Raw genomic sequence first — 20,773 nt, forward strand, 5'->3', positions numbered from 1 at the left:
CCGTCACAGGGGACGCATAGGCGCCATCGTGAACGTGCGCGTCCCGATGCACTCGCTCCGCACGGCTTCGACCTCCTGCCGGGAGGCGGTGCCTGTCGCGGCAGGCGTCCGTCCTCACCTCAGCGGATCGGCCACGCCCCGTCGATCGCGGGAGCCGTGGCATCCAGCCGACCGATCTTCACGAAGTACTCCGTCAGGCTCGCCGCCTGCGCGCGGGCCCAGGCGATCTGCCGGGTGTGCAGCTCGTCGAGCGTCGAGGGCAGCCAGGGGCCGAACTTCTCGGCGAGGGCCAGGGCGAGCCGACCAGCGGCGACGGCGTCGGCGCAGGCCTGGTGGGCGGATTCGAGGGGAACGGAGTAGTGCTCGGCGACGACCGAGAGCGTGCGCTTGCCGCGGCGATACCGGTCGAAGGTCTTGTCGACCACGAGCGGATCGATGACGGGGGAGGGAGCGGCGATGGGAGCCACCCCGTGGCGCACGGCTTCGTTCTTCAGCATCGAGAAGTCGAAGGGCGCGTTGTAGGCGACGACCGGGATGCCGGCGGCGAACAGCGCCCCGAGCGCCTCGACGACCTCGGCCACGACGCGCGGCGCCGGAGCGCCCTCGGCGCGAGCGCGCTCGGTGGAGATGCCGTGGATGGCCGCGGCCCCGGCCGGGATCTCGACGCCCGGGTCGGCGAGCCAGTCGCGCGCATCGACGACGTGACCGTCGGCATCGAGCACGCCCACGTGCGCGGTCACGATGCGATCGTTCTCGACATCGATCCCGGTCGTCTCGAGATCGAACACGCCGACGAGGCGCGCCCACTCGGGCGTCTGGAAGAGGGGGAGCGGCTCGGCCTGCCACGTGGTCATGCGCTCACGGTAGAGCGGAGCTCCGACATCGCCGTCGAGGCGCGCAGAAGCGGGGCGGATGCCGGGGAGCCGGGGATCGCGAGGGTGTAGCGGAGACGGGGGACCGGCCCTGCTGGAGGCCCCCGGCACGGGCGATGTCGGACCCCCCTCGTAGACTCGACCCATGCCGAACCCCTACGCCGAACGCCTCGCTCAGATCCCCGTCGTGCGGCGCGAGGCGAGCGTTCTCGGGGGGACGACGGCGTACTGGGTCTACGGCGACGACGACGCCGAGACGACCATTGTCGCGGTGCACGGCTTCCGCGGCGAGCACCACGGGCTCGATCCGGTGGTGGCGCATCTTCCCGGCATCCGGGTCATTTCTCCCGATCTTCCCGGGTTCGGTGAGACTGCGCCGTTCCGCGGCCGACCCCACGATCTCGACACCTACGCCGCGTGGCTGCGCGCGTTCGTCGAGGAGGTCGCTCCGGATGCCGTGGTGCTCGGCCACTCGTTCGGCTCGATCGTCGCGTCGGCGGCGGTGGCGGGTGGGCTGTCGACGCCGAGGCTCATCCTCGTCAACCCGATCGGGGCGCCCGCGCTCGAGGGCCCGCGCGGGATCCTCACCCGCCTCGCCGTCTTCTACTACCTCGCCGGGGCCAAGCTGCCGCGCGCCCTCGGCGACGCCCTGCTGCGCAACGGCCTCATCGTGCGCGTGATGAGCAACGCCATGGCCAAGACGCGCGACCCCGAGCTGCGCCGCTTCGTGCACGAGCAGCACGACGAGTACTTCTCGCGCTTCGCCGACCGCGACGTGCTGCACGAGGCTTTCGTGACGAGCGTCTCGCACGACGTGCGGGAGTTCGCCCCGCGCATCGCCCAGCCGACGTTGCTCATCGCGGCCGAGAAAGACGACATCACTCCGATCGAGGCCGAGCGCCACCTCGCCACGCTCTTCCCCGACGCGCGGCTCGTCGAGATCCCCGAGGTCGGGCACCTGATCCATTACGAGACGCCCGGGGCCGCGGCATCCGCGATCGTCGAATTCCTCGGTTAGGCCCCGGCACGGCGCTTGCGGTACGCGTTCACGTTCATGCGGTTGCCGCAGTTGCCGGCGTCGCAGTACCGCTTCGAGCCGTTCTTCGAGAAGTCGACGTAGACGCCGTTGCAATCGTCGGCATCGCAGACGCGCACCCGGTCGTATTCGTCGGCGCGGATGACATCGACGAAGGCGAGCGCCGTCTCGACGAGGATGCGGGTGGCCAGGGGATCCGCGGGGTCGCTCGCGTGGATGTGCCAGTCCAGGCCGTCGTGCCGCACGAGCTGGGGGAGCGCGCGTCCGTCGGCGAGCATCGCGTTCACGAGCGGAACCGCCCCGTCGCGGTCGGCGCTCCACAGCTGCAGAATGCGGGACCGGATGCCGCGGACGGCGGCGAGCTCGCGAGCGTCGCGCGTGCGCGAGCCGGTGTAGCCGTGGGTCTCGGTGAAGGCCTCGAGATCGGACACCTCGACGAGGGTGTCGACCCCGCTCACGTCGGTGTGGGGCAGGGTGTTCACGAGTTCGACGGCGGCGCGCAGCACGAGTTCGGTGTCACGAATGAAGACCACGTTGACTCCTGACAGGTAGAGGCCGTACTGTCACGAGTGTAAACCCCCTTCACTCGTGACAGCAGGCCCGCATGACCACGTCTTCCGTGACCCTCCCGCGTCCCACCCACCGCGGATCGAGCGCCGTCACCGGCCTCGCGATCGCCGTCGCCTCAGCCCTCGCGTTCTCGTCGAGCGGTCCGTTCGTCAAACCCCTGCTCGACGGCGGCTGGTCTCTCGGCGCGGTGCTGCTCGTGCGCATGGGGCTCGCGGCCCTGCTGCTGTCGCCGGCGCTCATCCTGGCGATCCGCCGACAGCGCGGGTTCCTGAGGCGGCACGGACTGCTCATCGTCTCGTTCGGTCTCACCGCCGTGGCCGGATGCCAGCTGTTCTATTTCGCCGCCATGCAGCGGATGCCGGTCGCCGTCGCCTTGCTCATCCAGTACATCGCGCCGGTGCTCATCGTCATCGCCGTGTGGGTGCGAACGCGGCGTTCACCCTCGAAGCTCGTGCTGATCGGGTCGGTCGTCGCGATGGCCGGTCTCGTGCTCGTCGTCGACATCAGCGGTGCGCGCTTCGACCTGCTGGGCACGATCTTCGCGCTGTGCGCGGCGGTGTGCGCCGCGGCGTACTTCGTCATCGCCGGGCGCGCGGGCGACGACCTGCCGCCCCTCGCCCTGGCCGCCGGAGGCCTGCTCACCGGGACGCTGCTCATGGGAGTGCTGGTACTCACCGGGGCGCTGCCCTTCGCCGCCCCCTCGATCACCGTGTCGCTCGCGGGGCTCGAGCTGCCCGGCATCCTGCCCCTGCTCTGGGTGGGCGGCGTCGCGACCACCGTGGGCTACGCGCTGGGCGTGATCGCGGTGCCGCTGATCGGTTCGCGGCTCGCGTCGTTCGTGGGCCTCAGCGAGGTGCTCTTCGCGCTCGGTTTCGCGTGGCTGCTGCTCGGCGAGACGCCCGCGCCGGTCCAGTTCGTGGGCGGCGCGCTGATCCTCGCGGGCGTGGTGCTCGTGCGGATGGATGCCGGGAGCCCGGTGGAGCAGAAGACCGAGACGGCGAGCATCCCGGTGGTGCCGGCGCCGTAGAGAGTCAGATCTCTTCGCGTGCCAGCTGCATCAGCGGGCCGACGCGGTAGCCGATGACCTCGCCCATGACGAGGGAGGTCTCGGTGCGCTCGACGCCCTCGATCGCAAGGATGCGCGCGTCGGTGTCGAACAGGTGCTGGGTGTCGCGGCACGCCACGCGCACGAGCAGATCGACCTGACCGCTGAGTCCGTGCGCCTGCAGCACCTCGGGCACCTTGGCGAGCTCGGCGCGGATCGCCGGCAGCTCGGCCTGCCGCACCGTCACCTGCAGGAACGCTTCGATGGGGAAGCCCAGTGCCTCGGCTGACAGCGTGCGTTCGTACGAGAGGAAGACGCCCCCGCGCTCCAGGCGGCTCATGCGCGCCTGGACGGTGTTGCGGGACAGTCCGAGTTTCTCGGCGAGCGCGACGACGGTGGCGCGCGGATCGGCGGACAGGGCGCGGAGGAGGTCGAGGTCGACCGCGTCGAGCTTGCTCATGGTGCGAAACATTAGCAGCGCGAAGGTCGGTTGCGGTGGGCACGATGCTCAATATGACGGCGAGGTCTTGAGCGGGCTGCATTCCGCGCGTACGGTCGGCCTCGTCGGCGGTGCTGCCGGCATCCGTACGCCCCGGCTCTCACGAGGAGCCCGGGCCGCACTGGAGGGATGACGATGACGTACACCCAGACGCGGGACTCCTCGACAGGAAGCGCCGACGATCCCGGCGCCCTCGACGACGTGCTCCGCCTTCTCGAGCCCGACGGTTCTCGGATCGCCGACGACACCCTCGACCCCTGGGTCGCCGACTTGTCGCCGCACGAGCTGCGCGCCCTGCATCGCGACATGGTCCTCACCCGCCGACTGGACGCCGAGGGCGTCGCCCTGCAGCGCCAGGGTCAGCTGGCGCTGTGGGCACCGTGCCGCGGCCAGGAGGCCACGCAGGTCGGAACCGCCCACGCGCTCGCCCCCGGCGACTTCGTCTTCCCCAGCTACCGCGAGCACGGCGTGCTGCTCGCCCGCGGCGCTCAGCCCGCCGACTACGTGCTCGCGTGGCGCGGCGAGGAGCACTCGGCCTACGACCACACCACCATCAACGCCGCTCCTCCCCAGATCATCATCGGCGCGCAGTCGCTGCACGCCACCGGCTGGGCGATGGGCGCCCAGCGCGACGGATCGACCGACGTCGCCGTCGCCTATTACGGCGACGGGGCCACCAGCCAGGGTGACGTCAACGAGGCGATGGTGTTCGCCTCGTCGTTCCGCGCTCCCGTGGTGTTCGTGTGCTCGAACAACCAGTGGGCCATCTCGGAGCCCGTCACCGTCCAGGCCAAGTACCCCATCGCGGGTCGGGCGCCGGGGTTCGGCATCCCGAGTGTTCGAATCGACGGAAACGACGCCCTCGCCTGCGTCGCCGCGATGCGGTGGGCGCTCGATCGGGCTCGTCGGGGGGAGGGTCCCTCGTTCATCGAGGCCGTGACGTACCGCATGGGACCGCACACCACGAGCGACGACCCCACCCGCTACCGTGACGCCGCCGAGGTCGAGCAATGGGCGCAGCGCGACCCGATCGCGCGGCTCGAGGCGTACCTGCGCGCCGAGGGGATGCTCGACGACTCCGGCATGGCCGAGGTCGCCCGCGCCGCCGACGCGCTCGCGGCCGAGGTGCGCGCGGCGTGCATCGGGGCGACGACCCGGGCCCCCGAGACGATGTTCGACCACGTGTACGCGGAGCCCCATGCCGGGGTCGAGCGGCAGAAGGCGGAGTACGTCGAGTACCTCGCGGGGTTCGAGAAGTGACCGCCATGACCCTGGGGTCCGCGATCAACGCGGGCCTGGCCAAGGCACTCGAGAACGACGACAAGGTCCTGCTCATGGGCGAGGACATCGGCAAGCTCGGCGGCGTCTTCCGCGTCACCGACGGTCTGCAGCACCGCTTCGGCGCGCAGCGCGTCGTCGACACCCCGCTCGCCGAGGCCGGCATCGTCGGCACCGCGGTCGGCCTCGCCCTGCGCGGCTACCGCCCCGTCGTCGAGATCCAGTTCGACGGGTTCGTCTACCCCGCGTTCGACCAGATCGTCTGCCAGGTCGCGAAGCTGCACTACCGCAGTAACGGGCGGATCCGGATGCCGCTGGTCATCCGCATCCCGTGGGCCGGGGGCGTGGGCGCGGCGGAGCACCACTCCGAGTCTCCCGAGGCGTACTTCGTGCACACCGCCGGGCTCCGCGTGGTCGCCGCATCGAACCCGCAGGACGCCTACGTCATGTTGCAGCAGGCGGTCGCCTCCGACGACCCGGTCATCTTCTTCGAGCCCAAGCGCCTGTACCACTCCAAGGGAGAGGTCGATCTGGATGCCGACCTCGCCGACGCCCCGCCGATGCACCTGGCCCGCGTGGCCCGCGAGGGCACCGACGCGACCATCGTCACCTACGGCGCCCAGGTGCGCACGGCGCTCGACGCCGCGCTCGCCGCGGAGGACGAGGGGCTCTCGCTCGAGGTCATCGACCTGCGTTCGCTGTCGCCGATCGACATGAACACGGTCGCGGCATCTGTCCGCAAGACCGGACGGATCGTCGTCACCCACGAGGCCGCGCGCGAAGCGGGGGTGGGGGCCGAGCTCGTCGCGAGCATCACCGAGCAGTGCTTCCACTACCTCGAGACGCCGCCGCAGCGCGTCACTGGACACGACATCCCGTACCCGCCGTCGAAGCTCGAGAAGCATCACGTGCCCGACCTGGATCGGATCCTGCATGCGGTGGACCGGGTGCTGGAGCGCGGGGCGGGCTCGGAGGTGATGTCGTGATCGCGGAGTTTTTGCTTCCCGACCTCGGCGAAGGGCTTCCCGAGGCCGAGATCGTGCAGTGGCACGTGGCCGAGGGCGACACCGTCACCCTCAACCAGACGATCGCCGAAGTCGAGACCGCCAAGGCGATCGTCGAGATCCCCTCGCCGTACGCGGGCACCGTGCAGGGTCTGCACGCCGCCGCGGGCGACGTCGTCGAGGTCGGTTCACCACTCGTGTCGTTCGCGGTGGAGGGGGCGGATGCCGGCACCCCGGCGCCCGCGTCCAGCGAGCCCACGTCTGCCCCGGCCGCCGTGTCCCCGGCCGCCGTGTCCCCGGCCGCCGCGGCGGAGGGTCGCGCCGTGGAGGAGGTCGTCGACGCACCCGTCGAGGTCCCCGCCGACGACATCGCCGCGCGGGCGACCCCGAACCTCGTCGGATACGGCGCGGCCCCGACCTCGGGCACCCGGCCGCGGCGCCGGGCGCGCGGGGCGGGGACCGTCACCCTCGACACCGACCGCGCCGTGCGCGAGGCGGCCCCGCACGACGTCGTGCGGACCGGCCCCATCGACCTGCCGCTCGAGCGTCCGCGGTCCACGCCGCCGGTGCGCAAGTTCGCGAAGGACCACGGCATCGACCTCGTGCTCGTCGCCGCCGCCCACCCGGGCGAGATGGTCACGCGCGCTCACGTCGAGGAGTACGCCGCGAGGATCGCACCCCCGTCCACCGCCGCGACGCAGGCCCCCACCCGCGCGGAGTCGCGCTCCGACACGTCGTCCGAGGGCTCGGTGGTTCCCTCGGGCTCGGCCGTTCGAGCGAGCGACCCCCGCGTCACGCGCACACCGATCCGCGGAGTGCGCAAGCACACGGCGGCGGCGATGGTGCAGAGTGCGTTCACCGCTCCGCACGCGACGACCTTCCTCACGCTGGATGTGACCGCGACGACCGAGCTGCTGGCATCCCTCAAGACCGACCGTGCCCTCGACGGGCACAAGATCGGGCTGCTGGCGATCGTCGCGAAGGCGGTGTGCCTGGCGCTCGGGCGCACGCCCGCGCTCAACGCGAGGTGGGATGAGGCGGCGGGTGAGATCGTCGAGCACCACTACGTGAATCTCGGGATCGCCGCCGCGACCGACCGCGGTCTCGTGGTTCCGGTGATTCCGGATGCCGATGCCCTCGCCCTCGTCGACCTCGCCGACGCGATCGCCGAGCTCGCCGCCACGGCCCGCGCCGGACGCACGGCTCCTGCCGCGATGACCGGCGGGACGTTCTCGATCACCAACGTGGGCGTGTTCGGAGTGGATGCCGGGACCCCGATCCTCAACCCGGGTGAGGCCGGAATCCTCGCGGTCGGCGCGCTCCGGCGCACCCCGTGGGAGCACCACGGCGAGATCGCCCTGCGCGACGTGCTGACCCTCAGCCTCTCGTTCGACCACCGCCTGGTCGACGGGGCCGAGGCGGCGCGGTTCCTTACCGACGTCGCCGGCGTGATGCGCGAACCCGGGAGGGCGATGCTGCTGCGCTGAGCGGACCCGCGGCGGCGCACTCGTCGTCGCGCGGTACACCGACGGGGTGCCGGGGGAGTGATCGCCCTCGGCACCTTCTGATCGCCGTGGCATCCGGCGTGCGACGCCGGGGCGGCGGCGAGGTGCCCGGATGCCGGGATCAGGCCGTCAGCGCCGCGAGCGCCATGCGGGTAAGGGTCGGGCGCACGCGAGCCGCGGGCACGCCGCGCACGCTGTGCGGTGTCGAGTTGATCAGGCCGAAGCACGCGAGGGCTCGCACGCGCCGTTCGGCCGGGTTCTCGGCATCCGGATTCGCAGCGGCGAGAGCCTCCGTCCACATGGCGACGTACGCGTTCTGCAGGCGGCGCACCGTGCGGCGGTCGTCGGGGGAGAGGCGGTCGAGGTCGCGGTCCTGCACGCGGATCACGTCGGCCTCGGCGAGCGCGAACTCGACGTGGAAGTCGACGAGCGCGCGGAGCACGGCGTCGGGGGTTCCGGGTGACCCGGGGGTGGATGCCGTGTGAGCTGGGCTGCGGGGGGATTCGGCGACACGCCGGTCGGGGGCGGCGGATGCCGGCTGTGCACGGCTGCGGGGGGATTCGGCGACACGCGGGACGGGGGTGGCCGAGCGCGGCATGTCGGCTCGGAGCTCCGCGGTTGTGTCCGCGGCGGCGAGCTCGGCGACCCGGCGCACGCCCTCGAGCAGCCGTTCGCTGACGTCGACGAGGATCGCGCCCAGCAGCGCCTGCTTGCCCGAGACGTGGCGATAGACGGCGGGCCCGCTCACGCCGGCGGCCTCGCCGATGTCCCCGAGAGTCACACCGTCGAAGCCCCGCTCGGCGAACAGGCGCGCGGCGGCGGCGAGCAGGGCGGCGCGGCGGTCGGCCTTCGCACGGTCGCGGGCGGTGCCGGCGGGCCGCGGACCCACGGCCTCGGCGCGCGGCTCGTCGGTGGCCGCACGGGGCTCGTCGTTCGCTCTTGTCATCGGCATCCGCTCGGGCTAGCCTGGAATCTCAGTTAGCCAACATTAACTGAAATTCCCCGGCGGGAACGACCCGACCGGAACGACGGTGCCGTCGACGACGCGGCGCCGAGACGGAGCCGCCATGAGCACAGCACCGGTCACCCCACCAGCGCCCGACGCCACCGCCGCGCCCACCCAGCGCGACCTCGCCGAAGAGCTCCGCGCCGTCCTCGCCCGCACCGCCCGCGGCGGATCCGACGCCGCGCGAGAGCGCCACACCGCGCGCGGCAAGCTCCTCGCCCGCGACCGCATCGACCGGTTGCTCGACGAGGGCAGTCCCTTCCTCGAGGTCGCGCCCCTCGCCGCCCACGGTCTCTACGACGGCGGGGCTCCCGGCGCGGGAGTCGTCGCCGGCATCGGCCTCGTGCACGGACGCCACGTCATGGTCGTCGCCAACGATGCCACGGTGAAGGGCGGGGCGTACTTCCCCCTGACGGTGAAGAAGCACCTGCGCGCGCAGGAGATCGCCCTCGACAACCGGCTGCCGTGCGTCTACCTCGTCGACTCTGGAGGAGCGTTCCTGCCGATGCAGGACGAGGTGTTCCCCGACCGCGACCACTTCGGCCGCATCTTCCGCAATCAGGCGCAGCTGTCTGCCCGCGGCATCCCGCAGATCGCCGCCGTCCTGGGCTCGTGCACCGCGGGAGGGGCCTACGTCCCCGCGATGAGCGACGAGAGCGTGATCGTGCGGAACCAGGGCACGGTGTTCCTCGGCGGACCGCCCCTGGTGAAGGCCGCGATCGGCGAAGACGTCACCGCGGAACAGCTCGGTGGTGGCGATCTGCACGCCCGCCGCTCGGGAGTGGTCGATCACCTCGCCGACGACGACGAGCACGCGCTCGAGATCGTCCGCGACATCGTCGCCACCCTCCCGCAGACCCCCGCGCCGGTCTGGCCCGTCGAAGACGCGAAGGCCCCCGCGCGCGACCCGCAGGAGCTCTACGGCATCGTCCCCGCCGACGTCAGTCAGCCCGTCGACGTGCGCGCGATCATCGACACCCTCGTCGACGCGGGCACCCTGCACGAGTTCAAAGCCCTGTACGGCGAGAGCGTCATCACGACCTTCGCGCGTCTGCAGGGGCACCCGGTGGGGATCATCGCGAACGACGGCGTGCTCTTCAGCGAGTCGGCACTCAAGGCCGCGCACTTCATCGAGCTCGCCGACCAGCGCGGCATCCCCCTGCTCTTCCTGCAGAACATCACCGGGTTCATGGTGGGGCGGGATGCCGAGGCCGGAGGCATCGCGAAAGACGGCGCCAAGATGGTCACCGCCGTCGCGACGACCCGCGTCCCCAAGCTCACGGTCCTCGTCGGGGGGTCGTACGGCGCCGGCAACTACGCCATGTGCGGTCGCGCGTACGACCCCCGGTTCCTCTGGACCTGGCCCTCGAGTCGCATCTCGGTCATGGGCGGGGCGCAAGCGGCATCCGTTCTCTCGACCGTCACGCGCGACCAGCGCGCCGCGCGCGGGCAAGAGTGGACGGATGCCGACGACCAGGCCTTCCAGCAGCCCATTCGCGACCGCTACGAAGAGCAGGGCAGCCCGTACTACGCCACCGCCCGGCTCTGGGACGACGGCGTGATCGACCCCGCCGACACCCGCACGATGCTCGGGCTCGCGCTCGACGTCGTCAGCCGCGTGCCGCTCGCCGACCGGGGCTTCGGCCTCTTCCGGATGTGATCATGAACCGTCCCCCGTTCTCCTCCGTTCTCGTCGCCAACCGAGGCGAGATCGCGCGCCGGGTGTTCCGGACGCTCCGGCGTCTCGGCATCCGCTCGATCGCTGTCTTCACCGACGCGGATGCCGACGCTCCCCACGCCCGCGAGGCCGATCACGCCGTGCGCGTGCCCTCGTACCTCGACGTCGACGCGGTGATCGCCGCCGCGGTGTCGTCGGGGGCGGATGCCGTGCACCCGGGATACGGCTTCCTCAGCGAGAACGCCGGCTTCGCCCGCGCGTGCGCCGTGGCCGGGATCGTGTTCGTCGGCCCCGGCGTCGAAGCGCTCGAGGTGATGGGCGACAAGATCCGCGCCAAGGAGCACGTCGCCGCGCACGACGTGCCGACCGTGCCGGGCTTCTCGGCCACGGGGCTCTCCGACGCCGAGATCGCCGTCGAGGCCGACCGCGCCGGATACCCCCTGCTCGTCAAGCCCTCCGCCGGCGGGGGCGGCAAGGGCATGACCGTCGCCACCGGTCCCGCCGACCTCGCCGACGCGCTCGCGACGGCCCGCCGGGTCGCCGCCGCGGCTTTCGGCGACGACACCCTGCTGCTCGAGCGGCTGCTCGAGCGCCCGCGTCACATCGAGGTGCAGGTGCTCGCCGATGCGCACGGCACGACCCTCTCGCTCGGCGAGCGCGAGTGCACCCTGCAGCGGCGGCACCAGAAGGTGATCGAAGAGGCTCCCTCTCCCGTCGTGGACGCAGGGACCCGCGCCCGCCTGGGCGAGGCCGCCGTCGCCGCCGCCCGCAGTGTCGGCTACCTGGGCGCGGGAACGGTTGAGTTCCTCGTCGCCGGCGACCGGCTCGACGAGCCGTTCTTCATCGAGATGAACACGCGCCTGCAGGTCGAGCATCCCGTGACCGAGATGGTCACCGGCATCGACCTCGTCGAGCAGCAGCTGCGGGTCGCGGCAGGTTTCGCGCTCGAGCTCGGCGAGATCCGCCTCGACGGACACGCGATCGAGGCGCGCGTGTACGCCGAGACCCCGGCGCGCGGATACCTTCCCGCAACCGGGACCGTGAGCCTGTGGCATCCGGGATCCGCCCGCGTCGACAGCGCCGTCGAAACCGGCAGCGTCATCAGCTCGCTGTACGACCCGATGATCGCCAAGGTCATCGCGCACGGACCCGACCGCGAGACGGCCCTCGCCCGGCTCGACGCGGCGCTGGCCGACACGGTCGTGCTCGGCGTCGACACGAACATCGCCGATCTGCGGGCCCTGCTCGCCGAACCCGCCGTGCGGGCGGGCGATCTCGACACGGGGCTGCTGGATCGGCGGGGGATTCCCGAGGCTCCGGAACCGTCCCCGGTCGCGCTCGCCGCAGTCGCCGAGAGAGCGGTGGCGGATGCCGGGACCCCGGCCGACGGCTCGGTCTGGGGTCGTGTGGGGGCCTGGCGTGCCGGGGGAGCGGCGGCTGCTCGCACGGTGGCGCTGGAGGACGACGCGGGACAGGTGCACGTGGTCGAGCCGGGCACGGCGGAAGAGGCCGTGGTGACGGGCGGGCCGGTCGAGTACTGGGTGCACGCCGACGGCGGGGCTCACCGCCTGCGGGTGGTGTCGCGCCGGGACGCCGCCGCGCGTCGCCGCGCCGCCGCGAGCCGTGCGCCCGGAGCCGTGGACCCCGACCTGGTCGCGCCGCTGCCCGGAACCGTGGTCGCGGTGCACGTCGCCGACGGGACCGCGGTCGAGGTCGGAGCGCGGCTCGTCACGATCGAGGCGATGAAGATGGAGCACACCGTCATGGCCCCGCATGCCGGAACGGTGCGGCTGCGCACGTCGGCGGGCGCGCAGGTCGCCCGCGACGCGGTGGTCGCGACGGTGACCCCCGAGATTCCCCCCTCCCATGATCCCGCCGGCATCCCGGCATCCGCCCCCTCTTCATCCCACAAGGAGACCCACTCGTGAGCATCGACAGCCAGCAGGGATTCACCGACGACGAGCGCGAATTGAGCGCGATGGTGCGCGAGTTCGCCGACGAGGTGATCGCCCCGCGCTCGTACGAAGCCGACCGCGCCCACCAGCTGCCCCTCGACCTCGTCGAGCAGATGGGCGAGCTGGGGCTGTTCGGGCTGCCGTTCCCCGAGGAAGTCGGCGGGCAGGGCGGCGACTATGCCAGCCTGTGCGTCGCGATCGAGGGCATCGCGCGCGTCGATCAGTCCCTGGCCATCACCCTCGAAGCCGGCGTGGGCCTGGGCGCCATGCCGATCTACCGTTACGGCACCGACGCGCAGAAGGCGGAGTACCTGCCCGACCTCGTCGCCGGTCGCGCCCTCGCCGGATTCGGGCTCACCGAGGCCGAGGCCGGAAGCGATGCCGGCGCCACCCGCACGACCGCGAAGCTCGAGGGCGGCGAGTGGGTGATCGACGGGACGAAGCAGTTCATCACCAACTCCGGCACCGACATCACCCGCTTCGTGACCGTCACCGCGGTGACCGGCCGCACCGACGCGGGCCGCCCCGAGATCTCGACGATCATCGTGCCCAACGGCACGCCGGGCTTCACCGTGGGTCCCGCGTACGACAAGGTCGGCTGGAACGCCTCCGACACGCATCCGCTGACGTTCGACGGCGTGCGGGTTCCCGAGGCGAACCTTCTGGGCCAGCGCGGGCACGGGTTCAAGAACTTCCTCCGCACGCTGGACGAGGGCCGCGTCGCGATCGCCGCCCTCGCCACGGGCGCTGCCGAGGGATGCCTCGAAGCCGCCGTCGACTACGCCCGCAGCCGCACCGTCTTCGGCGAGCGCCTGTCGACGCGCCAGAACATGCAGTTCCTGCTCGCGCGCATGCACGCCCGCGTGCACACCGCCCGTCTCGCGTGGGTGCACGCCGCGCGCCTGTGCGACGCCGGCAAGCCCTTCTCGGTCGACGCGGCGGTGGCGAAGATGACCGCGAGCGACGCCGCGATGGCGAACGCCCGCGATGCGACACAGGTGTTCGGCGGCAACGGGTTCATCAACGAGTACCCCGTAGCTCGGCATTACCGCGACTCGAAGATCCTCGAGATCGGCGAGGGCACGACCGAGGTGCAGCTCATGGTGATCTCGCGCGCGCTGGGGCTCACGGGTACCGTGGCGGCATGATCGAGCAGCGCGGCCTGTATCTGGAGGAATTCGTCGTCGGGGAGACCTACGCGCACCGCCCCGGAAGGACGGTGACGGATGCCGACAACGTGGTCTTCACGACCCTCACGATGAACCCGCAAGCCCTGCACCTCGATGCCGCGTACGCGGCGACCCAGCCGTTCGGGCGCCCGCTGGTGAACTCGATGTGGACCTTGTCGACCCTCGTGGGACTCTCGGTGGCCCAGCTCACCCAGGGGACGCTCGTCGCGCAGCTCGGGCTGACCGACGTGAGCTTCCCGGCTCCGCTGTTCGTCGGCGACACCCTGACCGCCGAGACCGAGATCGTCTCGGTGCGCCCCTCGGCCTCGCGCCCGGGGCAGGGGATCGTCGTCATGGAGCACACCGGCCGCTCGCAGAACGACGAGGTGGTCGCCACCGCGACCCGCACGGTGCTGGTGTGGGCGCAGGAGGCGGCGGCGTGAGCGGGTCCCTCCCCGAGCCGCGCGGCGCGTTCGACGGGGGTTCCGCGTGAGCGCGTCGTTCTCGCTCGGCCCCGCGCTCCTGTTCGTGCCCGGCGACCGACCGGAGCGGCTGTCGAAGGCCCTCGAGAGGGCGGATGCCGCGATCCTCGACCTCGAAGACGCCGTCGCCCCGGATGCCAAGGCGCACGCCCGCGCGGAGTTGATCGCCGCCGACCCCGACCCCGAGCGCGTCATCGTGCGGGTCAACGGACCCGAGACGCCCGACTTCGCGCTCGACCTCGTCGCTATCGCGCAGACCCGCGTGCGGCGCGTGATGGTGGCGAAGGCCGAGGACCCGGCAGCGCTCACCCCGCTCGAGGGGTACGAGGTGATCGTGCTGTGCGAGACGGCCCGCGGGGTGGTCGCCGCCGAGCATCTCGCCGCGCTTGCGCAGGTCGTCGCGCTGATGTGGGGTGCCGAGGACCTCGTGGCGAGCCTGGGCGGCACCTCGAGTCGCCGCGACGACGGCTCGTACCGCGACATCGCACGCCTCGCGCGGGCCCGGGTGTTGCTCGCCGCTGGAGCCTTCGGCAAGAAGGCCATCGACGCCGTGCACGTCGACATCGCGGATCTGGACGGGCTCTCGGATGAGGCGCGTGATGCCGTGGCATCCGGATTCACGGCCACCGCGTGCATCCACCCCGGGCAGGTCGCCACCATCCGCGAGGCGTACGCGCCGCCCCCCGAGCAGGTGGAGTGGGCGCGCGGAGTGCTCGCCGCGGCCGAGGGCGAGCGGGGAGTGTTCCGTTTCGAGGGGCGGATGATCGACGAGCCCATCCTGCGCCACGCCCGGTCGCTGGTGGCGCGGGCGGGGATTCTCTAGCTCGCGACGCCGGCGTAGGCCAGCATCTCCCAGTGATCGCCGTCGAGGCGGAACGTCGTCGCCGAGCAGTTCGGCAGGCGCTCGCCCTCGCGGGGGAACTCCCCGTCGGTGGCGAACATGATGACCTCGCGGATGAGCGCCCCGTGCGCGACGGCGATCACGTCGACGCCATCGGGGGCGGATGCCACGGCCTCGGCGAGCGCGGCCAGCGCACGCTCGCGCACGACCGGCCAGGTCTCAGCACCGGGCACATCGGCCGCGTGCCAGGGTCCGTAGGTGTCGTAGAAGGTGGGTGCGTCCATGCCCTCGGCCTCGCCGTACGAGCGCTCCTGCAGGCCCGGGAAGCGACGCGAGACCTCGGTGCCGAGAGCTGCGGCGATGATGTCGGCCGTCTCGGCGGCACGACCCAGGTCGCTCGAGACGACGACGACCTCACGACCGGCGTACTCCGCGGCGAGGGTCTCGGCGATGCCGCGCGCCTGCACACGACCCGTGTCGTTCAGGGGGATGTCGGTCGACCCCTGGATGCGTCCCTCGTAGTTCCACGCCGTCTCGCCATGCCGCACCAGAGTAAGAATCGTCACGCCTCGAGCCTAACCGGCGCGGAGGGAGCGGATGCCGGGAGGCGGACGAACCGTCAGAGCAGTCCGGCAGCCGATCGGCGGAGGCTTTCAGCACGTCGCTCGTGCCGCCGCGGGTGTCGTCGGCGTCAGAGCAGTCCGGGCAGCCGATCCGCGAACGCCCGCAGCACGTGCGTCGTGCCGCCGTCGATCTTGACCGCCGCGCGCTGGTCGGCGCGGGTCTCGCCGCGGTTGACGATCACCACGGGGAGGCGCTTGCGACGCGCCCGCTCGACGAGCCGGATGCCGGAGTTGACCACGAGCGACGAACCGGCGATGACGAGAGCCTCGCTGGTGTGGACCAGCTGCTCGGCCTCGCGGAACTTCTCGACCGGGATGTACTCGCCGAAGAACACGACGTCGGGCTTGAGCGTTCCCCCGCACACGGAGCACACCGGCACGACGAAGCCGTCGGCGCTCGCCGGGGTGACATCGCCGTCGGGACCGAGCTCGACGTTTTCGGGGAGCGAGATCCACGGGTTGTCGGCCTCGACCCGCTCGGCCAGATCACGGCGGTCGAACACCTGCCCGCACTGCAGACACCCGACCCGGCGCATCGTGCCGTGCAGCTCGACGACCCGGCCGCTGCCGGCGCGCACGTGCAGACCGTCGACGTTCTGCGTGATCACCCCGTTCGCCACCCCCGCGGCCTCGAGGTCGGCGAGCGCGCGGTGGCCGTCGTTCGGCTGCGCGGCGGCGAACACCTTCCACCCCAGGTGGCTGCCCACCCAGTAGCGGCGGCGCGCGTCGGCGCTGGAGAGGAACTGCTGCGCGGTCATGGGCGTCCGCGTGGGAGCACCCTTTCCGCGGTAGTCGGGGATCCCGGAGTCGGTCGACACACCGGCGCCCGTGAGGACGGCGATCCTGCGCCCGGCGAGGACGTCGACGGCGCGATCGATGGATGCCGAGAACCCGGCATCCTGCGTCGTGTCGGTCATGCACACCTCCGTCTCATCGAGTCTATGGCGGGGCACCGACACCGGCTCGCGCGTGCAGCGGGTTCCGCCTCGGCGGGCCCGTGTCACTCGGTGGCGCGCTCGAAAGGGAGACTGGGGGGATGAGCTCCTTCCCCCGGCCCGCCATGCTCGACGTCACCTCGCTCCGCCGCGTGCGGCCCTGGGGCGGCGACCCCGTCGACATCGCCATCGACGAGGGGCGGATCACCACGATCACCCCCGCCGCCGCCGATCCCATCGGCATCCGGGAATTCGACGGGCGCGGGCTCCTCGCCCTGCCGGGCATCGTGAACGCCCACGCGCACGTCGACAAGTCGTGGTGGGGGCTGCCGTGGCAGTCGTACGGCGGCGAGAGCTCGACCGAGGGACGCATCCGCCACGAGCGGGAGCAGCGCGACGCGCTCGGCATCCCCTCCCTCGAGCGCTCGGCGTTCGTGCTGCGCGAGCTCGTGCGCCACGGCACCACCGCGATCCGCACGCACGTCGACGTCGACACCAGCGTGGGACTGCGCGGGATCGAGGCGGTCGAAGAGGCGGTGGCGGCGTACGGCGGCGCCCTCGACGTGCAGATCGTCGCGTTCCCGCAGGACGGCGTGCTCCGACGCCCCGGGGTGCTCGAGCTGCTGCGCGAGGCCGCGGCCCGCGACAGCGTCACGGGGATCGGGGGACTCGACCCCGCCTCGATCGACCGCGACCCGGTGGGCCAGATCGACGCCCTCACCGCGCTCGCCGCCGAGACCGGCGTCGGCCTCGACATCCACCTGCACGACCCGGCCGAGCTCGGGGCGTTCCAGATCGAGCTGATCGTCGACCGCACGCAGCGCCTCGGCCTCGGAGGTCGGGTCACCATCGCCCACGGGTTCGCCGTCGCACAGCTCGACCCCGCCCGCCGCCGCGACCTGCTCGCCGCGATGGGCGAGGCGGGCGTCTCGATGACCACCGTCGCCCCGCTACGGCTCGCCCAGCTGCCCCTCGCCGAGCTCGACGCGGCCGGAGTCCGGCTGGGGCTCGGCACCGACGGCATCCGGGATCTGTGGAGCCCGTTCGGAACCGGCGACACGCTCGGCATCGCCTGGCAGTACGCCCGCGCCGGCGGCCTCATGCACGACGACGAGCTGCTGCGCGTGGTGCAGCTCGCGACGAGCGCCGGCGCGTGGGCCGTGGGGCGCGATGTGCACGACCTCGTCGAGGGCGCGCGCGCCGACATCGTGCTCGTGGATGCCGAGAACCCCCTGGACGCGCTCGTCCGCCAGCCCGAGCGGGCCCTGGTGATCGCCGGGGGTCGCGCGCTGCACGTGGCATGAGGTCGGGGTTCCGCGCGGGGTGAGGCCCCCCTTCGTCGAGTGTCCAGGACACCCGGACGGTTTCGGGATTCGTCCGGGTGTCGGGGACAGTCACCGCGGGGTGGCGCGTTGGACGCTCACCGTGCGGACCGGACGTGCTGGGAGGATGGGGGAATGCCCGTCATCCCGCTCGACTCCGCCGACGACCCGCGCCTCGCGGACTACCGAGACCTGACCGACGTGTCCCTGCGACGCGTGTCGGAGCCCGCGGGCGGGCTGTACATCGCCGAGTCGTCGAAGGTGCTCGACCGCGCCCTGCGCGCGGGGCACCGGCCGCGCTCGGTCCTCGTGCAGGAGAAGTTCCTCGCCGATGCCCTCGCGCTGGTGGGGGAGGACGCCGAGGTCTACGTCGTCCCGGCGGAGATCGCCGAGCAGGTCACCGGCTACACCGTGCACCGGGGCCTGCTGGCGTCGATGCATCGCCCGGCCCTGGCATCCGTCGACGAGGTCGTCCGCGACGCGAGGCTCGTCGTCGTGCTCGAAGACATCGTGGACCACACCAATATCGGCGCGGCCTTCCGTTCCGCGGCGGCTCTCGGAGCGGATGCCGTGCTCATCACGCCCCGGTGCGCCGATCCGCTGTACCGCCGCAGTGTTCGCGTGAGCATGGGCACGGTGTTCCAGGTGCCGTGGACGCGCCTGCCCGAGTGGGCCGAGGCGAAGCCGCTGCTGCACGACGCCGGGTTCCATCTCGCCGCGATGGCCCTGTCGGACGACGCGGTGAGCCTGGATGCGTTCTCGGCCGCGGGGCACGAGCGCGTCGCCCTGCTGATGGGTTCGGAGGGCGACGGCCTGAGCCGCGGCGCGCTCGCCGCCGCCGACACGGTCGTGACCATTCCGATGGCCGGGGGAGTGGACTCGCTCAACGTCGCCGCGGCGAGCGCGGTGGCGCTGTGGGAACTGACGCGAGGTCGCCGGGGCTGACGCCCGGCGCGGGCCCACGCCGCCGCGCCGACGTCACTCCGCCGGCGGAGGCCCGCTGAACGAGCGCTCGCGAATCCAGCGTTCCGACTCGGCCGCGGCGCGCACGCGCGGATCGGGGTCGTTCTCGAGCGCCTCGATCACCTCGGCGGGAAGGTCGCGCTCGCCGGCGAGATACCACCTGTCGACGACGGAGCCCTCGCGCAGCACGCGCCGCGCGCGGTCATCGTCGCGGGGGAGACCCTCGGAAGGGGTGTCACCGCGCTCGATCGCGAGCTGCAGGTGTGCCGGGAGCGTTCCGGGACCCGCGGGGGTCTCGCCGGCGGTGAACAGTGTCACGATGACATCCGCCCCCTCCCACACGAGCCAGTCGATGTCGTCGGTGCCCCAACGCTCGTCGTCGACGGGCCACGTGGACCAGTCCGGTCCCTCGGAGTCGAAGGTCCACCGGTGCGGCTCGGCCTTCAGGGCCGCGGCGACCGCCAGGGCGGCCTCGCGGACCGACCGCTCCGACCCGTCGAAGAACACCGAGACGTTCGGCGCCCATGCGGACGACAGCAGATCCCAGCCGTCGGCTCCGAAGCGCCCGCTCTCGACCTCGGGTGTCCAGCCCGCGGCGTCGAGCCCTTCGGCGAGGTGCTCGGCGTCACGCAGCAGCGTGTCGGAATCGGCCGCGCGCAACAGCGCGGTCACTGCGTCGGGAAGCGGGGCCACGGTCGTCAGACCTGCGTCTCGCGGGAGGCCGCCGCGTCCTGACCCGGGGCGAGCGTCACCACGGGCAGCGGCTCGGGGCGCTTGGGCAGGATGTGATCGCCCGACGATTGGTGACGCAGACGCCGCAGCACCCACGGCACGAGGTACGACCGCGCCCAGACCAGGTCTTTCTCGCGCGCGGCGCGCCACGTCGTGATCGCCTGGGTGCCCGCCTGCATCGGCTCCAGGTCGTTCGGCACGTTGAGCGCGCGAAGCACCATGCGGGCGATCTCGTGGTGGCCCAGGGAGTTGTAGTGCAGGCGGTCGTCGTCGAAGAAGCGCATGTCCTGCACCTCTTTCAAGCCCCACTGATCGGCGACGACGCAGTCGTAGCGGTCGGCGATCGAGCGGATGTTCTCGTTGTAGATGGCGACCTTGCCCCGGATGCCGCGGAACACCGGAGTGAAGTCGGTATCGACGCCCGTGAAGACCACGACGGTGGCGCCGTCGCGTCGAAGGCGTCGGACGGCGTCTTCGAACTGCTGCGACACGACGTCGGGGTCCGTCCCGGGGCGGATGACGTCGTTGCCGCCCGCCGAGAGGGTGATGAGGTCGGGCTTGAGCGCGAGTGCCGGTTCGATCTGGTCGGCGACGATCTGGGCGATGAGCTTCCCGCGCACGGCGAGGTTGGCGTACGCGAAGTCGTCGACCTGCGCGCCGAGCACCTCGGCGACACGGTCGGCCCAGCCGCGATGGCCGCCGTCGGGCAGGGGATCGCCGATGCCCTCGGTGAACGAATCCCCCAGGGCGACGAAGCGCCGCCAGGGGTGGGGGCCGGCGTTGTCGGGCGCGGCTGAGGACGCGGACGAGGTGCGGGGCGAGTGCGGATCGAGAGTCATCGAAACCTCCGTCCTCCACGGTACCCCCGGCCTCCGACATCGCCAGGGCCCGGCGCTCGGGCCGCCCCCGGGATGCTCCGTCGCCGGCCCGCCCGGCGGCGCGCGGGCCGCGCGGACGTGCACGACGCAGGAGATCCGGCGCGCCCGGCGAGGCCGTGCCCGGGAACTCGGGGGAACGCGGGGGCGGGATGCCGGGAGTCCTGCGTCGTGCCCGCTCGGCCGGCGGCGACCGACGTGCGGGCGGCGGCCGGCTGTCCACACCCCGCATCGGAGGGCGCGCGAGTGACCTATCGTGGATGTTCGCGCTCGCGAAGGATGGAGGTTCGATGCTGGAAGAAGAAGCCCGCACCCCGAACCTCCCTCAGGCAGGCGCGGCGCCGGTCGACGGAGCGCCGCGCATCGCGAGCCCCGGCCCGGTC

The 20,773-nt window shown here is 72.3% G+C and carries 20 protein-coding genes; 12 read left to right on the forward strand and 8 right to left on the reverse strand.

Annotated features, from left to right (window positions below):
• Positions 1–119: 119 nt before the first annotated feature.
• Positions 120–854, reverse strand: coding sequence for an exonuclease domain-containing protein (locus tag F9B98_RS08995; protein ID WP_150956235.1), 735 nt, complete (start codon positions 852–854; stop codon positions 120–122).
• Between the two features lie 163 nt (positions 855–1,017).
• Here F9B98_RS08995 and F9B98_RS09000 point away from each other — a divergent pair, with 163 nt between their 5' ends.
• Positions 1,018–1,890, forward strand: a complete 873-nt coding sequence (locus tag F9B98_RS09000; protein WP_150956238.1) for an alpha/beta fold hydrolase — start codon at positions 1,018–1,020, stop codon at positions 1,888–1,890.
• Here the strand turns inward: F9B98_RS09000 and F9B98_RS09005 are convergent.
• Positions 1,887–2,441, reverse strand: a complete 555-nt coding sequence (locus tag F9B98_RS09005) for a CGNR zinc finger domain-containing protein (protein ID WP_150956240.1) — start codon at positions 2,439–2,441, stop codon at positions 1,887–1,889. The genes F9B98_RS09000 and F9B98_RS09005 overlap by 4 nt on opposite strands.
• A 71-nt stretch (positions 2,442–2,512) precedes the next feature.
• On the opposite strand from F9B98_RS09005, the gene F9B98_RS09010 reads away from it, so the two are divergent.
• On the forward strand, positions 2,513–3,505 hold the full coding sequence (locus F9B98_RS09010; RefSeq protein ID WP_150956243.1) for a DMT family transporter: 993 nt from the start codon (positions 2,513–2,515) through the stop codon (positions 3,503–3,505).
• 4 nt (positions 3,506–3,509) lie between these two features.
• Here the strand turns inward: F9B98_RS09010 and F9B98_RS09015 are convergent, their stop codons facing one another.
• Positions 3,510–3,983, reverse strand: coding sequence for an Lrp/AsnC family transcriptional regulator (locus tag F9B98_RS09015; RefSeq protein ID WP_056232426.1), 474 nt, complete (start codon positions 3,981–3,983; stop codon positions 3,510–3,512).
• 174 nt (positions 3,984–4,157) lie between these two features.
• On the opposite strand from F9B98_RS09015, the gene pdhA reads away from it, so the two are divergent.
• Genes pdhA through F9B98_RS09030 form a run of 3 tightly spaced genes read left to right on the forward strand, consistent with a single transcriptional unit; the run spans position 4,158 to position 7,791 of the window.
• The gene (pdhA, locus tag F9B98_RS09020; RefSeq protein WP_150956246.1) at positions 4,158–5,282 is read left to right on the forward strand and encodes a pyruvate dehydrogenase (acetyl-transferring) E1 component subunit alpha; all 1,125 of its coding nucleotides are present in this window, start codon (positions 4,158–4,160) and stop codon (positions 5,280–5,282) included.
• Entirely contained in the window at positions 5,279–6,286 is a 1,008-nt protein-coding gene (locus F9B98_RS09025; RefSeq protein WP_150956249.1) for an alpha-ketoacid dehydrogenase subunit beta, read from the forward strand. Before pdhA ends, F9B98_RS09025 begins: the two co-directional genes overlap by 4 nt.
• Positions 6,283–7,791 (forward strand): dihydrolipoamide acetyltransferase family protein, encoded by a 1,509-nt coding sequence (locus tag F9B98_RS09030; protein WP_150956252.1) that lies wholly within the window; start codon positions 6,283–6,285, stop codon positions 7,789–7,791. The genes F9B98_RS09025 and F9B98_RS09030 overlap by 4 nt, the downstream gene beginning before the upstream one ends.
• A gap of 139 nt (positions 7,792–7,930) precedes the next feature.
• Here the strand turns inward: F9B98_RS09030 and F9B98_RS09035 are convergent, their stop codons facing one another.
• Positions 7,931–8,755, reverse strand: a complete 825-nt coding sequence (locus F9B98_RS09035) for a TetR family transcriptional regulator (RefSeq protein WP_150957759.1) — start codon at positions 8,753–8,755, stop codon at positions 7,931–7,933.
• A 121-nt stretch (positions 8,756–8,876) separates the two neighbouring features.
• Between F9B98_RS09035 and F9B98_RS09040 the strand changes: the two genes are divergently transcribed.
• From F9B98_RS09040 to F9B98_RS09060, 5 genes are read left to right on the forward strand one after another with little or no spacing between them, the layout of a single operon-like run.
• Positions 8,877–10,475 carry a carboxyl transferase domain-containing protein gene (locus F9B98_RS09040; protein WP_150956255.1) on the forward strand — a complete coding sequence of 533 codons (1,599 nt, stop codon included), beginning with the start codon at positions 8,877–8,879 and terminating at the stop codon, positions 10,473–10,475.
• A gap of 2 nt (positions 10,476–10,477) precedes the next feature.
• Complete coding sequence (locus F9B98_RS09045) at positions 10,478–12,421, forward strand: acetyl/propionyl/methylcrotonyl-CoA carboxylase subunit alpha (protein WP_150956258.1); 1,944 nt, start codon at positions 10,478–10,480, stop codon at positions 12,419–12,421.
• Positions 12,418–13,596, forward strand: coding sequence for an acyl-CoA dehydrogenase family protein (locus F9B98_RS09050; RefSeq protein ID WP_150956261.1), 1,179 nt, complete (start codon positions 12,418–12,420; stop codon positions 13,594–13,596). Before F9B98_RS09045 ends, F9B98_RS09050 begins: the two co-directional genes overlap by 4 nt.
• Positions 13,593–14,060, forward strand: coding sequence for a MaoC family dehydratase (locus F9B98_RS09055; RefSeq protein ID WP_150956264.1), 468 nt, complete (start codon positions 13,593–13,595; stop codon positions 14,058–14,060). Before F9B98_RS09050 ends, F9B98_RS09055 begins: the two co-directional genes overlap by 4 nt.
• A 46-nt stretch (positions 14,061–14,106) precedes the next feature.
• Entirely contained in the window at positions 14,107–14,922 is an 816-nt protein-coding gene (locus tag F9B98_RS09060; RefSeq protein WP_150956267.1) for an HpcH/HpaI aldolase/citrate lyase family protein, read from the forward strand.
• On the opposite strand, the gene F9B98_RS09065 is transcribed toward F9B98_RS09060, so the two are convergent.
• Together F9B98_RS09065 and F9B98_RS09070 are read right to left on the reverse strand one after the other, a co-directional pair.
• Entirely contained in the window at positions 14,919–15,506 is a 588-nt protein-coding gene (locus tag F9B98_RS09065; protein ID WP_150956270.1) for a histidine phosphatase family protein, read from the reverse strand. The genes F9B98_RS09060 and F9B98_RS09065 overlap by 4 nt on opposite strands.
• Positions 15,507–15,631: 125 nt before the next feature.
• Positions 15,632–16,480 carry a Sir2 family NAD-dependent protein deacetylase gene (locus F9B98_RS09070; RefSeq protein WP_150956273.1) on the reverse strand — a complete coding sequence of 283 codons (849 nt, stop codon included), beginning with the start codon at positions 16,478–16,480 and terminating at the stop codon, positions 15,632–15,634.
• A 119-nt stretch (positions 16,481–16,599) separates the two neighbouring features.
• Between F9B98_RS09070 and F9B98_RS09075 the strand changes: the two genes are divergently transcribed.
• Positions 16,600–17,802: an amidohydrolase family protein gene (locus tag F9B98_RS09075; protein WP_150956276.1), complete on the forward strand. Its 1,203-nt coding sequence runs from the start codon at positions 16,600–16,602 to the stop codon at positions 17,800–17,802.
• Positions 17,803–17,955: 153 nt separating this feature from the next.
• On the forward strand, positions 17,956–18,765 hold the full coding sequence (locus F9B98_RS09080) for a TrmH family RNA methyltransferase (RefSeq protein ID WP_150956279.1): 810 nt from the start codon (positions 17,956–17,958) through the stop codon (positions 18,763–18,765).
• Between the two features lie 33 nt (positions 18,766–18,798).
• On the opposite strand, the gene F9B98_RS09085 is transcribed toward F9B98_RS09080, so the two are convergent.
• Both F9B98_RS09085 and F9B98_RS09090 read right to left on the reverse strand, forming a co-directional pair.
• Positions 18,799–19,476, reverse strand: a complete 678-nt coding sequence (locus tag F9B98_RS09085; RefSeq protein ID WP_150956283.1) for a hypothetical protein — start codon at positions 19,474–19,476, stop codon at positions 18,799–18,801.
• Between the two features lie 5 nt (positions 19,477–19,481).
• Positions 19,482–20,354 carry an SGNH/GDSL hydrolase family protein gene (locus F9B98_RS09090; protein WP_150956286.1) on the reverse strand — a complete coding sequence of 291 codons (873 nt, stop codon included), beginning with the start codon at positions 20,352–20,354 and terminating at the stop codon, positions 19,482–19,484.
• Positions 20,355–20,773: the final 419 nt, after the last annotated feature.

The sequence above is a fragment of the Microbacterium testaceum StLB037 genome, from assembly GCF_008763945.1.
Taxonomy (GTDB): Bacteria; Actinomycetota; Actinomycetes; order Actinomycetales; family Microbacteriaceae; genus Microbacterium; species Microbacterium testaceum_G.

What these genes read in the sequence shown, in the direction of transcription:
- F9B98_RS08995 (WP_150956235.1), bottom strand. Translation starts at nt 854, where the DNA reads ATGACCACGTGGCAGGCCGAGCCGCTCCCCCTCTTCCAGACGCCCGAG.
- F9B98_RS09000 (WP_150956238.1), top strand. Translation starts at nt 1,018, where the DNA reads ATGCCGAACCCCTACGCCGAACGCCTCGCTCAGATCCCCGTCGTGCGG.
- F9B98_RS09010 (WP_150956243.1), top strand. Translation starts at nt 2,513, where the DNA reads ATGACCACGTCTTCCGTGACCCTCCCGCGTCCCACCCACCGCGGATCG.
- F9B98_RS09015 (WP_056232426.1), bottom strand. Translation starts at nt 3,983, where the DNA reads ATGAGCAAGCTCGACGCGGTCGACCTCGACCTCCTCCGCGCCCTGTCC.
- pdhA (WP_150956246.1), top strand. Translation starts at nt 4,158, where the DNA reads ATGACGTACACCCAGACGCGGGACTCCTCGACAGGAAGCGCCGACGAT.
- F9B98_RS09035 (WP_150957759.1), bottom strand. Translation starts at nt 8,755, where the DNA reads ATGACAAGAGCGAACGACGAGCCCCGTGCGGCCACCGACGAGCCGCGC.
- F9B98_RS09040 (WP_150956255.1), top strand. Translation starts at nt 8,877, where the DNA reads ATGAGCACAGCACCGGTCACCCCACCAGCGCCCGACGCCACCGCCGCG.
- F9B98_RS09045 (WP_150956258.1), top strand. Translation starts at nt 10,478, where the DNA reads ATGAACCGTCCCCCGTTCTCCTCCGTTCTCGTCGCCAACCGAGGCGAG.
- F9B98_RS09055 (WP_150956264.1), top strand. Translation starts at nt 13,593, where the DNA reads ATGATCGAGCAGCGCGGCCTGTATCTGGAGGAATTCGTCGTCGGGGAG.
- F9B98_RS09070 (WP_150956273.1), bottom strand. Translation starts at nt 16,480, where the DNA reads ATGACCGACACGACGCAGGATGCCGGGTTCTCGGCATCCATCGATCGC.
- F9B98_RS09075 (WP_150956276.1), top strand. Translation starts at nt 16,600, where the DNA reads ATGAGCTCCTTCCCCCGGCCCGCCATGCTCGACGTCACCTCGCTCCGC.
- F9B98_RS09080 (WP_150956279.1), top strand. Translation starts at nt 17,956, where the DNA reads ATGCCCGTCATCCCGCTCGACTCCGCCGACGACCCGCGCCTCGCGGAC.
- F9B98_RS09090 (WP_150956286.1), bottom strand. Translation starts at nt 20,354, where the DNA reads ATGACTCTCGATCCGCACTCGCCCCGCACCTCGTCCGCGTCCTCAGCC.